Origin of the sequence: Nesterenkonia rhizosphaerae (genome assembly GCF_039544555.1) — a bacterium.
Lineage (GTDB): Bacteria > Actinomycetota > Actinomycetes > Actinomycetales > Micrococcaceae > Nesterenkonia > Nesterenkonia rhizosphaerae.
The window spans coordinates 99325-111723 of the sequence record NZ_BAABLW010000005.1 but is presented as its reverse complement, the minus strand read 5'-3'; the positions used below and the strand labels follow the sequence as shown (position 1 = coordinate 111723).

At 65.3% G+C, this 12399-nt stretch carries 9 protein-coding genes; 4 read left to right on the top strand and 5 right to left on the bottom strand.

The features are described from left to right. Positions 1 to 140: 140 nt before the first annotated feature. From ABEA23_RS04805 to rsmI, 3 genes are read right to left on the bottom strand one after another with little or no spacing between them, the layout of a single operon-like run. Positions 141 to 1106, bottom strand: coding sequence for an NAD(P)-dependent oxidoreductase (locus ABEA23_RS04805; protein ID WP_345476936.1), 966 nt, complete (start codon positions 1104 to 1106; stop codon positions 141 to 143). After that, on the bottom strand, positions 1107 to 2990 hold the full coding sequence (locus ABEA23_RS04800) for an AMP-dependent synthetase/ligase (protein ID WP_345476935.1): 1884 nt from the start codon (positions 2988 to 2990) through the stop codon (positions 1107 to 1109). It abuts the gene before it with no gap. A 49-nt stretch (positions 2991 to 3039) separates the two neighbouring features. Further along, positions 3040 to 3939 carry a 16S rRNA (cytidine(1402)-2'-O)-methyltransferase gene (gene rsmI / locus ABEA23_RS04795; RefSeq protein ID WP_345476934.1) on the bottom strand — a complete coding sequence of 300 codons (900 nt, stop codon included), beginning with the start codon at positions 3937 to 3939 and terminating at the stop codon, positions 3040 to 3042. Between the two features lie 61 nt (positions 3940 to 4000). Between rsmI and ABEA23_RS04790 the strand changes: the two genes are divergently transcribed. The 3 genes from ABEA23_RS04790 to ABEA23_RS04780 are packed head-to-tail and all read left to right on the top strand — an operon-like array spanning position 4001 to position 6702. Next, entirely contained in the window at positions 4001 to 5635 is a 1635-nt protein-coding gene (locus ABEA23_RS04790; protein WP_345476933.1) for a dolichyl-phosphate-mannose--protein mannosyltransferase, read from the top strand. A 10-nt stretch (positions 5636 to 5645) separates the two neighbouring features. Continuing rightward, positions 5646 to 6341, top strand: coding sequence for a 5-formyltetrahydrofolate cyclo-ligase (locus tag ABEA23_RS04785; protein ID WP_345476932.1), 696 nt, complete (start codon positions 5646 to 5648; stop codon positions 6339 to 6341). A 43-nt stretch (positions 6342 to 6384) separates the two neighbouring features. Continuing rightward, the gene (locus tag ABEA23_RS04780) at positions 6385 to 6702 is read left to right on the top strand and encodes an FmdB family zinc ribbon protein (RefSeq protein WP_345476931.1); all 318 of its coding nucleotides are present in this window, start codon (positions 6385 to 6387) and stop codon (positions 6700 to 6702) included. Positions 6703 to 6722: 20 nt separating this feature from the next. Here ABEA23_RS04780 and cpaB read toward each other — a convergent pair whose 3' ends face one another. Further along, a complete protein-coding gene (gene cpaB, locus ABEA23_RS04775; protein WP_049897842.1) occupies positions 6723 to 7331 on the bottom strand; it encodes a Flp pilus assembly protein CpaB in 609 nt (202 codons plus the stop codon). Between the two features lie 193 nt (positions 7332 to 7524). Here cpaB and ABEA23_RS04770 point away from each other — a divergent pair, with 193 nt between their 5' ends. Continuing rightward, complete coding sequence (locus ABEA23_RS04770) at positions 7525 to 7737, top strand: hypothetical protein (RefSeq protein ID WP_345476930.1); 213 nt, start codon at positions 7525 to 7527, stop codon at positions 7735 to 7737. Between the two features lie 390 nt (positions 7738 to 8127). Here ABEA23_RS04770 and ABEA23_RS04765 read toward each other — a convergent pair whose 3' ends face one another. Further along, positions 8128 to 12381 (bottom strand): DUF4011 domain-containing protein, encoded by a 4254-nt coding sequence (locus tag ABEA23_RS04765; RefSeq protein WP_345476929.1) that lies wholly within the window; start codon positions 12379 to 12381, stop codon positions 8128 to 8130. Between the last annotated feature and the right edge of the window lie 18 nt (positions 12382 to 12399).

Genomic DNA, 12399 nt, shown 5'->3' with positions numbered 1-12399 from the left:
CTGCTGCTCTGGCACCTCGGGCACAGTGGTACTAGGCATATAGGCCGGGGGCGTCTGGCCGGGAGTCACACTCTTGCTGCTCATCAACAGGTAAGTCTAGTGCGCCCTCACCTATGCGGCCCGCCGGGACCGACTCAGGTCTAGGCCGGGCTCCCGGCCTGCAGCACGTTTCGCAGGGGCTCCCCCGCCAGGTAGGCCCGCACATTGGCTTCAATGAGTCGCGCAGCATCCAGCGGCCGACCCCCGGCAGCGTGTGGGGTGATGATGATGCCTGGCTCATACCACAGCGGCGAATCGCTCGGCAGCGGCTCGGGGTCGGTGACATCGAGTGCAGCACCAGCCAGCCTGCCTTCTCGTACCGCTTCGAGCAGGGCCTGCTGATCGATTGCCGTGCCGCGCCCCACGTTGACTACCCAGGAGCGGGCCGGCAGCAGTGCGAGCCTGCTGGCGTTGAGTGCATGGTGTGTGGAATCACTTCCGGGGAGGATCATCACCAGTACATCGGTGCGCTTCAGCTCCTCCTCGAGCCCCTCGGCTCCGACCACGCTGACACCGTTCTCGGTCCGTGGGCTGCGTGCCGCGCCGGTGACTGTAGCGCCGAGGGCCCGCAAATGCCCGGTCAGTTCTCGGGCAATATTGCCGTAGCCCCAGATCAGCACTCGCGCGCCGCGCAGCGTGGTCACGGCGTGGGGGTCATATTCGGGCTGCAGTCCGCCGAGCTCAGTTGCCCAGCGGCGTTCCTGCTGGGCGCGGACCGCCAGGTGCACTCGACGCAGACCGCTAAGAATCAGCGCCAAGGTGTGCTCGGCGACGGGCTTGTCATGGAGGCCGCTGCCGCCTGTGACCAACACGTGGTCGGGGGCCTGTGCCAGGACGTGATTGGGTCCGGCCGAAAGGCTCTGGACCCAGCGCAGCGCGGGGAGCTGCGCGAGGGTCTGTGCTACTAGCGGAGCCGGCGTCCCCCATTCCACGATCGCTTCGGCGTTGCGGTGTTCTTCAGGGATGGTGCCGCGAAGATCGAGGCTGACAAACTCGGCTCCGTCAATGCTGATCACTGGGAGTTCCAGATCAGCTGGCAGCAGGACCTTCACAGGACGACCTTCCATCTAGGCGTAGAGTTCCTCGACGGCCTCAGCGAAGTCTTTGATGACTTTCTGCCGCTGGAGCTTCATGGACGGGGTGAGGTGCCCGGACTCTTCGGAGAGCTCGGTGTCCAGCAGGGTGAACTTCCGGATCGACTCCGCGCGGGAGACTTTCTCATTGGCCGCATCCACTGCCGCCTGTACCTCGGATCTCAGCGCACCCCGGGCCGCCGGATCAGCCAGCGCTTCAGACATGCTGAGCTCACCGAAACCGTGCTCAGCGGCCCAGACCGGTATGCCTTCTGGGTCCAGGGTCACCAGTGCCGCCACGAACGGCCGCCCATCTCCGACGACGACCACCTGGCTGATGAGTGGATGGGCACGCACTGCCTCTTCCATTGGCGTCGGGTAGACGTTCTTGCCACCGGCAGTGACGATCAGCTCTTTTTTGCGTCCGGTGATGGAGAGGTATCCATCAGCGTCCAGGGATCCGAGGTCACCGGAACGGAACCAACCGTCCTCGTCGAAAGCTTCAGCGGTGGCGTCGTCGTTATTGTGGTAGCCGTCGAAGACCACTGAGCCCTTCAGCAGGATCTCGCCGTCCTCGGCGATCCGCACTGCATGACCGGGCACCGGCAGGCCCACGGTTCCGATCCGGGTGGCGCCGGGGGTATTCAAAGTGATCGGCGCGGTGGACTCGGTCAGCCCGTATCCTTCCTGCAGCGGCACTCCGATGCCGGTGAAGAAGTAGCCGATCTCCGGGTTCAGCGGGGATGCTCCGGAGACGATGTAGCGCACATTGCCGCCCAGCAGCGCGTGCAGCTTGGAGTACACCAGCACCGAGAACAGTTTGTGCTTGGCCTTCAGCGACGGCGAAGGGCCGGGGCCAACGCCGTGGGCTGCGGCCTCTGCCGCCTTGGCGTATTCGATGGCGGTGTTCTTCGCGGCATCGAAGATCTTGCCCTTGCCTTCTGCATGAGCTTTGGCCGAGGCCGAGTTGTAGACCTTCTCGAACACCCGCGGGACCGCCAGCAGCCAGGTGGGTCGATAGGAGCCGAGATCCTCCAGCAGAGTGGCGGTGTCACCGGTATGGGCCACCTGCACACCGCGGTGCAGACATACCAGCTGCACGGCGCGGGCCAGCACATGAGCCAGCGGAAGGAACAGCAGTGTGCGGGATTCGCCTTCGCCGAGGATCGCCTCCGCAAAGGGCAGCAGGTTAGCGGCCCCTTCTGCAAGGTTGCGGTGGGTGATGCGTACGCCCTTGGGCTTTCCGGTGGTGCCGGAGGTATAGACCAAGGTGGCGACGTCGTCTGCTCCTGCCGCTGAGCGGGCGGCCTCCAGCTGCTGGTCAGTGACGTTCTCACCGTGGGCGGCCACCGCCTGCAGAGCGGCAGCACCACTCATGCTCAGGATCTTGGCGTCAGTATCCTCCCAGCCAGCGGTCTGCGCGGCGGCCTGGGCCCGGTCCCTGAGGTCTGCGTCTCCGAGGAACAACAGCTTCGCCTCGGAGTCAGCCAGCAGCTGTCCGACCTGGTGGGCGGAGCTGGTCTCATAAACGGGAACTGACACTCCGCCGGCGAACCAGATGGCCTGGTCCAGAACCGCCCAGGAATAGCTGGTGGCTGACATGACCGCTACGCGGTCCCCGGGCGCCACCCCGAGCCCGATGAGCCCCTTGGCCGCCGCCCGGACTTCTGTGAGGAAGGCTGAGATGGACACGTCCAACCAGCCGCCGCTGCCGTTGCGCACCGCGTAGACAGTGTGCCGGGGGCTCCTGCGCGCTAAGTCCAGGACACCGTCGGTGACGTTGACATCGTCGGCGATACGCACCAGATGTTCATGAGCGGACTCGTGGACCGACGCAGTGTCAGTCTCGCGGGCAGCGGGGCGGGGCTCAGTAGTCACGCCGCCAGTCTATATACGTACTAATCGGTAACTTGGCCCGGGTTTGAGGTCAGCGCTGTTTGAGCTTCTGAGCTGCGTCATAAAGCTCGCTGGCAGAAATGCCGTGGCTGGCACCGAGTTCTTTGGCCACGGTTTTGAGTTTTTCTCCAGCCGCCGCACGCTCCAGAACGACGCCGGCCAGCTCGTCCACATTGGGAGCAGGTTCATCTTTCCGGTCGCCGGCGGCTGCTCCGGCGATGACCAGCACGAACTCTCCTTTGAGCCCGCCGGGTGTTTCCGCCCGCTCGGCCAGCTGCTGAGCCAGTTCGCCCAGGGTCCCGCGCAGCACCTCTTCGTATTTCTTGGTCAGCTCACGGGCGACGGCGGCTCTGCGGTTCTCCCCGAGCCCCTCGGCCAGCTCAGCCGCCACTGCAGCCACCCGGTGCGGTGACTCGAAAAGCACCGTGGTCCAGTCTTCACTGCGCAGCCGCAGGATCAGCTGCTGTTTGTCACTGTGCTTACGCGGGATGAATCCGGCGAAGGTGAAGCGGTCCGTGGGCAGCCCGGACAGCGCCAGCGCTGTAGTGACTGCTGATGCTCCCGGGGCCACGGTGACTCCCACCCCGGCGTCGATGGCTGCGGCAGTCAACCTGAAACCCGGATCCGAGACTGCGGGCATCCCGGCATCGGAGACCATCAGAATGCGCGCCCCGGCCCGTGCTTGTTCGATCAGTTCTGCGGAGCGAGAGGCCTCATTGTGCTCGTGCAGACTCACCAGCGTGGCGCTGCTGCGCACGCTTAAGGCGCTGATCAGGTGACGGGTGCGCCGGGTATCTTCGCAGGCGATGATCTCCGCAGAGCTGATCAGCTGCTTCAGCCGGTCGGTGGCATCGGCGAGGTTCCCAATCGGAGTGGCTGCCAGCACGATCGGAGCATCCCATAGCCCTTCAGCTTCTGCCTGTTGAGTCATATCGCCCTTACCCGCCTGTTCTGCCGTGCCCGTGGAGTGCTGCCCGGATAGCATACCGAGAGTGACCTCCGCTAACTCCCCTGCCGCGACCGCCACCGACCGCCGTGCCCTATGGGAGCAGCGACTGGGTGCCGTTGCCTACTCCCCAGGCCTGTGGGGGTGGCTGGTACCGGCAGTGGTGACCGTCTTCGCCGGAATTCTGCGACTACGGGACTTAAACAATCCGCACGCGCTGGTCTTCGATGAGACCTACTACGCGAAGGATGCCTACGCGCTGCTGCAGGCAGGCTATGAGCTGGTGTGGCCGGAAGAGGCCAATGACGCTTGGATAGCCGGGGACCCGCAGCCCAGTGATGAGGGCTCCTATGTAGTCCACCCGCCGCTGGGCAAATGGCTGATCGCCATCGGGATTCGGCTCTTCGGTGTGGACTCCGCGCTGGGTTGGCGGTTCTCAGCCGCTATCGCGGGCACCCTGGGCGTGCTGCTGATTGCGCTGATCGCTCAGCGGATGTTCCGCTCAGTGTTCTTAGGGGGCTTCGCTGGTCTGCTGACCGCTATTGAGGGCCACCACCTGGTCCTTTCGCGGATTGCCATGCTGGATATCTTCCTGATGCTGTTCGTCCTGGCCGCCTTCGGAGCGCTGCTGATGGACCGCTACAGCTCACGACGACGCCTGGCGGACTGGGCTGCCCAGGTTGAAGACCCGGCTCGGCTCCGAAATGGCCCCTGGATGTGGTGGCGTCCCTGGCAATTGGTAGCTGCTGTGCTGCTGGGCTGCGCGGTGGCGGTGAAACTCTCGGCACTGGCGTTCCTTGCGGTGTTCGGGGTGATGGTTGTGCTGTGGGATCTGCAGGCCCGACGCACGGTGGGGATCTCCGCCTGGCTGAGCAGCGGACTGCTGCGTAATGGTGTGCCGGCTGTGGTGACGGTGCTGCCGATTGCGCTGGTGACCTATGTGGCCTCCTGGAGCGGTTGGCTGGCGACAACTGGTGGATGGGGACGACTGTGGCACCAGGAGAACCCGGCTACCGGCCTGGGCACTCTGGTACCAGGACCGCTGCGTTCACTGTGGAACTATCACACCTCTGCCACTGATTTTCATGCCGGCCTGGATTCTGGTCATGAGTACGCTTCAAATCCCTGGACCTGGTTGTTTATGGGCAGGCCGGTCTCGGTCCATTACCGCAGCATCTCCGAGGGTGAGACCTATGCGGACACCGGGGCACTCTGCCAGGTCGAGACGTGTTCCTCGGCGGTGCTGGACTTAGCCAATCCGCTGATCTGGTGGACCGGGCTCCTGGCGCTCATCGTGGTGATCGCTCTGTGGCTGGGGCGCCGCGACTGGCGTTATGGCGCAATCCTCTCTGGCTATCTGGCCGGCTATGCGGTGTGGCTGCTGTTCCCGGACCGCACCATGTTCTTCTTCTACACCATCAGCTTCCACCCCTTTGTGATCCTGGCGATCACGGCGCTGGCCGCGCTGGTCTTGAGAATGGGTACCTCCGCCACCGGCGGCGATGGCTCACCGCGCAGCCAGCTGGCGATCACCACCGCCAGACAGCGCAATACGGTGCTGGTGCTGTGCTTTGTCCTGCTGGCGGTGGCGGTGAGCGTCTTCTTCTGGCCTATCTGGACCGCAGAGCTGGTCCCGTATGACCAGTGGCGGATGCGGATGTGGATCCAGTCATGGATCTAGGAGCCCGCCAGTGAGAGATGCTGTCCAAGAGCAGAAGCAACAGGTACGACGGCGCCTGCGTGCTTCCCGCTCGCAGCTGAGCCCCCAGGAGATCGCCCGGCGCGGACTCATGCTCCGCGATGCTCTGCAGGCCCATATCAACCCACAGGCCGTGGTGGCCGGATACGTCCCACTTCCCGGTGAGCCCGATGTCATGCCGTTTCTGCACGCACATTCTGGTCTTTACGGGACGGTATACCTGCCGATGATTGACTCAACCGGCAGCCGCCAACTGCGCTGGGGCTGGTGGAATCCTGGCATCGCTCTGCAACCCGGCGCCTTGATTCCGGTCTTGGAGCCAGCCGATGATTGCCCCGTAAGTCTCGCTGAACTCGCTGCCGACGCTGCCCAGCTGCACCTGGACGCTCCTGACCCCTGGCGCAGTCCGCTGCTGCCGGAACCGACCGACCCCCCAGCGCAGCTGGTGATCCTGGTGCCTGCCTTGGCCATCGACACCAATGGTGCCCGAATGGGTCAGGGCGGCGGCTTCTACGACACCACGCTGGCTGGACTGGACCACCTCATCGCCGAGCATCCGGGTCTGGGGTGCGAGGTCATCGCCGTAGTGCATTCTGGAGAAGTTCTTGACCCTGGATCCTTCCCGGTGGAGGATCACGATCTGCGCGTCTCGCGGGCGGCCACGGAGTACCGGGTTTTCGCCCTATAATTGGCACTCGAAACAATCGAGTGCTAACCCTTTTGGAGAAGGAATGCCCACCTACGCCTACCAGTGCAAGGACTGCGCCCACGCCTTCGACATCGTGCAGGCCTTCAGCGAAGATTCCCTGACGGTCTGCCCTGAATGCCAGGGAACCCTGCGCAAGAAGTTCGGCAACGTGGGTGTGACCTTCAAGGGCTCGGGCTTCTACCGCACGGATTCGCGCGGAAGTTCCAGCTCCAGCACCGCCAACTCCACCACCTCAAGCTCAGCCAGCTCGAACTCCACCTCCGGTTCATCGACCTCCGGTTCCTCAGCCTCCAGCACGTCTACCTCTGCCGCGAGCACCACCTCCGCATCGGCAGCCTGAGCCGCTCCCTGTCCGCCACCTCATTCACCCACCAGACTCAGGTGAATCCTGCCCTGGTATGTGGCATCGGCGATGGCTTCTGCAGTGTTGGTGTCCACTGCGAGGATGACCACCAGCTGTGAATCCCCTCCCCCACCGAGCCAGTTCTCAGCCGGATCCTGCGGGATCCACAGCACCGGGACATCATGGGCGATCCGCTGCGTGCCGCCCGTTGATTCCGGGGAATCCGAAGTAGCCAGCACATCCACCCGCTGACCCGGAGTCAGCAAACTGATCAATGCGGTATCGGCTGGCCGCACCGGTACGGCCACCGTCCCAGCAGGATGGCCTTCCAGCAAGCCTGGACCCACCAGCTGAGAGGGGTGCACCACTGCTCCGGCAGGCAATGCGGCCGCCAGCGTTTCGCCAAGATAATCGTCAAGATCACCGCTGTGTCCCTGGGGCACCGCTGCTGCATCCGTTTCCAGTTCTTCCAGCAGCTGCTCGGTGAGCACCTCACCGGCCGGCACCGCGGAGACCAGCCGGACAGCCGTTGTGGTCTGAGCGCTCGAGCTTTCGGTGGCAAGCAGCGCCGAAGCGGCCGCGCAGAGTCCCAGCAGCAGAGCCAGCGGGACCCGAAACCTGCGCACCCAGCGATAGAGACCTCCTGGACGCAGCCGCCTGCGCACCCGCGGCGGCGCATCAGGTGTGAATCGGCGTGAGCCTCGTGCCCCTGAGCCCCGTGACCGTGACCCCTGTGCGGCAGACCTACTGTGCCGAACCTGCGCAGTTTCCGTCGGTCGGGGGAACAGTCGGGAACGAGCAGCCTGCACACTATCGGGGATGCCACCCGGATCTGCTGCTGAAGAACTCGCTGCGCGACCAGGTCCCGCTGGCACAAAAGGCACCGAAGAAGGTGCCTCCCCGGGACCGCCTGCGGTGGCACTACTGCGACGTCGGCGCACCGGGGTGATCGCGGAGAGGGACTCACTGTTCATGTCCATCATGATCACCGACCCCACGGCCGCAGCGTCCACGCCAGCCACTGGGCTGTGAAGTACCGCCGGGTCGTCGTCGTAATCAGTGGGCTGGGGAAAACTCACCCCCAGTGCGGAGGTCGTTCTTCGATGAACCAGCGCTCTCGGGGGCTGAGCTGCTGCGGTTTCTGTGCACCAGCCACCCGTGGCTTCTGCTCACCGGCAGCAGCTGAATCCGGTGCCTCAGATGATCCCAACGGGTTGAACGGGTCAGCTTCGACCTCATTCGGCTGCCCCGAGGTGGGCGGTGCGACGACTCGGCGCGGCCCGCGACGTCGCGGTGGGTCTGGGCTGGGCTGTGATTCCGAGCGAGGCTGTGATTCTGGGCGAGGCTGTGTTTCTGGGCCGGGCTGTGTTTCTGGGCCGGGCTCCGAATCAGACCGATCTAAGGACATGCAGGCACCCACCCTTAACTGAAGCGGCTGCGCTCGCGCGGTGAGAGATACTGCTTATTGATGCGATGGGCTTCCTCATCTGTGGCATCAGCTGCACCTCCAAAGCGCACCGGACCGGTGCTGCCCAGCATGCCGCGACCGTGCTCAGCGAACTCCGGTCCCGAGCCCAGACCCACTTTCTCCGCCACCTTCTCGGTGATACCGGACGGGTCGGTGAAGACCTCAATGGTCCACAGCACCATGTAGTTCCAGCCCAGCTCCTCAAATCGGGCTGGTCGGAGTCGGGAACGCTCACGCACTGTCAGCGCGGCATAGCCGTCCGTGCCATCAGAGACCATCGCCAGCGGCTTAACCCGCGACTCTGCGGTGATCTTGCGCTGGCACGCAGCCAGATCCAACGTCCCGCGGAAACCATCTTCCACACGGCCGCCGCGAGCCCGAATGCGGTCCACAAGGTCCAGCACCAACGGGTCGGTCAGGTCAGCAGATGCACTCGGGTTACTGGCGGCACCAGCGCCCAGGCGCAGCAGGTGGTGTACCAGCAGGGCTCCTTCGCGCAGCCGGGAGGTGTCCAGGTCATCTGCGGAGATAGAGCTGATGACGCGCAGCTGTCCGCGGGCCCGGGTGACCGCTTGGGCGAAGTACTCGCGGCCTCGCGGACCGGAGAGCTCACCCATCTCATGGGCGGCTTCACCTTTGACGGTGCGTCCGAAGCCCAAGGAGAAGATCACGTCATCGCGCACCAGACCGAAGGCGCGCTCCACCGGAGCCACCACAAACCGTTCACCGGTGCCCACTCCTGCAGCCCCGGAGCCGGAGCCGCCGGGGACCCCTGCGGCACCGTGCTCAAAGAACGGCGCAGCCCAGGCGTGGTTGGCCAGGTGCAGCCGGATGGCATCGGCCACCCGTTTGGCATGCCATTCGGAACCGGTGACCACAGCAAGAGAGCGGTTGCGTCTGCGCCGGATGTGCTCGAAGACCAGATCCACTACCCGATTGACCTCGGCGGTGGGTGATTCCACCGGCTCGCGCCCGCCTCCGCGCACACCCTCCAGGTGCTCCACGGTGAGGCGACGCCCCTGGCCGGTGAGCTGGGCGGCGTCGGGCAGTCGGGTCAGCTCCCCGCCGTAGAGGGAGAGCGAAAGCAGCTCGGTCAGCTCCTGGTCCACTCCACGGTGAACCTGACGCAGCCGGTACTCCGGCAGGATCCTGGCCAGCTCCGCGTAGATGGACACTGGCACATGGGCCTCGGCCTCACGGGCGATGGGATCAGCTGATACCGTCAGCGGCTTGGGCGCACCCGAGACCGGATCTCCGAAGGCCACCACCTGTGCGGCCCGGGAGATGGCGCCCAGCGCAGCGGGCACTGTCAGCGTCTCAGCGTCCAGCAGGAGCACGACGTCGAAACGCGGCTTCTGGCCCGTGCCCTCCCCCGCCGCTGTGGCCGGGAACTGCTCAGCAAGTCCCAACGGAGAGGTGGTCCAGATCGGCACCAGCGGCTGGGTCAGCTCCCCAGGCACCGATTCCAGCGCCTCCACAGTGGGCGCGGTGTCACGCAGCAGGCTGCGCAGCTGTGCGGCAGCCTCAGGGTAGGTCTCCAGGGCGGACTTCCAACGTACTGCCAGCGTGTGGTTCAGCCGCTGAGCGCCGGAGGCGATATGGGCAGCATCGGCAGCCCGGTACTCAGCTTCAATGCCGCGCAGATTCTCACCGGTGGTCATCGCCAGGTAGTCATCCCCGGAGATCATCGCCTCCAGCGCAGACTGCCACCAGGCCAGCTCCAGCTCATCGGCGACCTGGGTGGCAGGCACCTGCCGGCTGGCGAAATCTTCCAGCAGCTCCTTGAAACCCTGTTCACGCAGCTGCTCGGCCAGCAGGGTGCGTTCGGGCAGAGTGTGCAGAGACCGCTCGTCCTCAGCCAGGGAGTCAATGGTGGCCTGAAGTTTCTCGGCGCTGACGTCAAAGAGCGTCTGCTCCGGCTCAGCCGGGGCCAGCACCGCCACCAGCTTCTCCAGGCGGGTCTGCACGGAGGCGACGACGTCGACCAGCCGCTCCAGCCGCTTGGGCACCTTCGGCAGCGAGGCTTCTGCGCCGTCGTCGCGGGTGGGCTTGGCCCATTTCATCCAGTCTTCGCGCTCAGACTGCACATCCACCAGAGAGGAGTGGAGGTCATTGATGGCAACGCCGGGGCGGATGTATTCCTTAGCCACTCGGCGCAGCCGCGAACGCGCCATGGAGGTCATCTCCACATTGTTCTGCCGGCGCCACCAGCCCGGGGCGGTTGCCGCGATGAGGTCATTGACATCGCGGGCGTAGACGTCGTGGCTGAAGCGGCCCAGAGACTCCTGGACGCGCTGGAACAGCAGCACCTGGGAGTGCCAATCCGAGAAGCTCTCCCCCGGGGCCAGGCCCACCGAGGCGCAGGCGGCCTCAAGCTGAGTGCGGCATGCCGGCAGCTCCTCGCGCAGCCGCTGCACCAGCTCCAGGGCGTCGCGGGTCTCCTGCCGGTTGGACAGCCGTGCATTGAACCAGGGGCTCTTGCGGGTCTGCTCGGAGAACGCGCCAAGTTCTGCGGCGCGCTTGAGCTTAATGGCTACGTGGCCGCGATCCACGGTGTTATCCAGCACCGAGCGCTTCAGCCGCACATTGGTGGCCGGTGCCGGGTGCAGGGCGGTCAGCGCAGCCAGGGCCTGCATCGCCTGGTACGGCGAGCACTTCCAGCGCTCACGGACCTTATGCAGGCTGGCCACATGGTCGCGCAGCTGGTGGCGGCGTTCGGTGAGCTTCTTATGCAGTCCGCCCAGACGTGGGGGCTCGGCGCGTTCGGCGCGTTTGATGGCGCGGATGACCTGGGCACGCAGCTCGGCGGGGTCTGCTGCGGCGGGCACGTTGACCGCCAGGGTGCCCACTTTGGCCGCGGAGAGCCTTTCGGTGAACTCGGTGAGCGTATCGGTCCGCTCCGCCACCACCAGCACTCGCTTACCTGACCAGGCAAGTCCGGCGGCAGCGTTGACTGCAGTCTGCGTCTGCCCGGTGCCTGGAGGCGTGGAAACTACCGCGGATACTCCGGAGAGAATGGCGTCCAGGGCGGCCTGCTGGCCTGAATCGGCATCAGCCACCAGACGTTCCTGAGCGGGGTTGCGCTGGTCCAATGACTCCAGTGTGGAGGCGACGGCGAGCGCCTCGGCCTGCGCGGTATGCAGCTGCTGCAGGCTCTGTCCGCTGGCCAGCGAGGTCAGGACCGGGTGCTGCAGGTTCAGTTCGGCCGGGTTACCCAGATGCGCAAGATCCGCGAAGGTGGAGACGTAGAGCTGCTTCCACACCTGAAGCGAGCCCAGCGGAGACTCCGGGTTTTCAGTTGCGTGCCCGGAGGCCAAGCGGCTGAGCAGATCAGCGGTGCGGTGGGGGTCAAAACGGGCAGTGACATAGCCGGCGTTGTGGAACTCCACCGGATCCAGTACGCAGCCGTGGGCGCTGGAGAGATGCCGAGCCAGTGCCGGGTTCAGCCGCGCGGGAGCGGTGAACTGGATCTCATAATCACTGCTGGTGCCTGCGTGGGGTTTCTCGGAGCGCTGCCGCAGGCTGATGGGGATCAGCATCACCGGGGCGGTGAAGCTCTCGGCGCCGGCGCTGGTGTGCTCAGTCCAGGAGGCGATGCCCGCGCCCAGGAAGCCCACCTCAATGCCGCGATCCTCACGCATTTCGCGAACCTTGCTGCGGATATGTGCGGCAGCCTTGGCCCCGGGCTCGAAGCTGCTGGGTTCATTCAGCAAAGTGGAGAGCCGGGTACGGCGCCCAGCCAGCAGCTGCATCAGGCCGCTGGAGTTGGCCTCAGTGAGGTCAATGGCGTTGTGCTGGCTGGGGGTAAAGCGCAGCATGGTGTCGTTTTCGGTGCCGGTGCCCAGGGACTCCACCCAGGCAGTGACCGAGGGCGCCTCCGGGGAGTCCGCGCTGGCAGCGGCATAGCCAGGCGACGACGACGCGGCTGGGCTCTGCTCTGTAAGGCCCTGCTCTGACGGACTTTGGGCGGAGGCAGCGGAATCCGGTGAGGTGCTCACAGGAGACTCCGGGGACACGGCCGGGCTCACGGCTGATCCAGCTTCAGCCTCAGCGCGCTGAGGATCGTCCAGCAGGGCTGAGCTGCTCTCGATAGGCGCGGTGGCGTCGTCGTCGGCTGGTTTCTGCTCAGCGGGCGCGGTAGGTTCCGGGCGCAGCTGATCAGGCTGTTCAGGACACTGCGCAGACGCGGCGGACTTGTGCTCGCTCACCTGTTCCTCCCAGACACA

What these genes read in the sequence shown, in the direction of transcription:
- ABEA23_RS04780 (WP_345476931.1), top strand. Translation starts at nt 6,385, where the DNA reads ATGCCCACCTACGCCTACCAGTGCAAGGACTGCGCCCACGCCTTCGAC.
- rsmI (WP_345476934.1), bottom strand. Translation starts at nt 3,939, where the DNA reads ATGACTCAACAGGCAGAAGCTGAAGGGCTATGGGATGCTCCGATCGTG.
- ABEA23_RS04770 (WP_345476930.1), top strand. Translation starts at nt 7,525, where the DNA reads ATGCCACCCGGATCTGCTGCTGAAGAACTCGCTGCGCGACCAGGTCCC.
- ABEA23_RS04805 (WP_345476936.1), bottom strand. Translation starts at nt 1,106, where the DNA reads ATGGAAGGTCGTCCTGTGAAGGTCCTGCTGCCAGCTGATCTGGAACTC.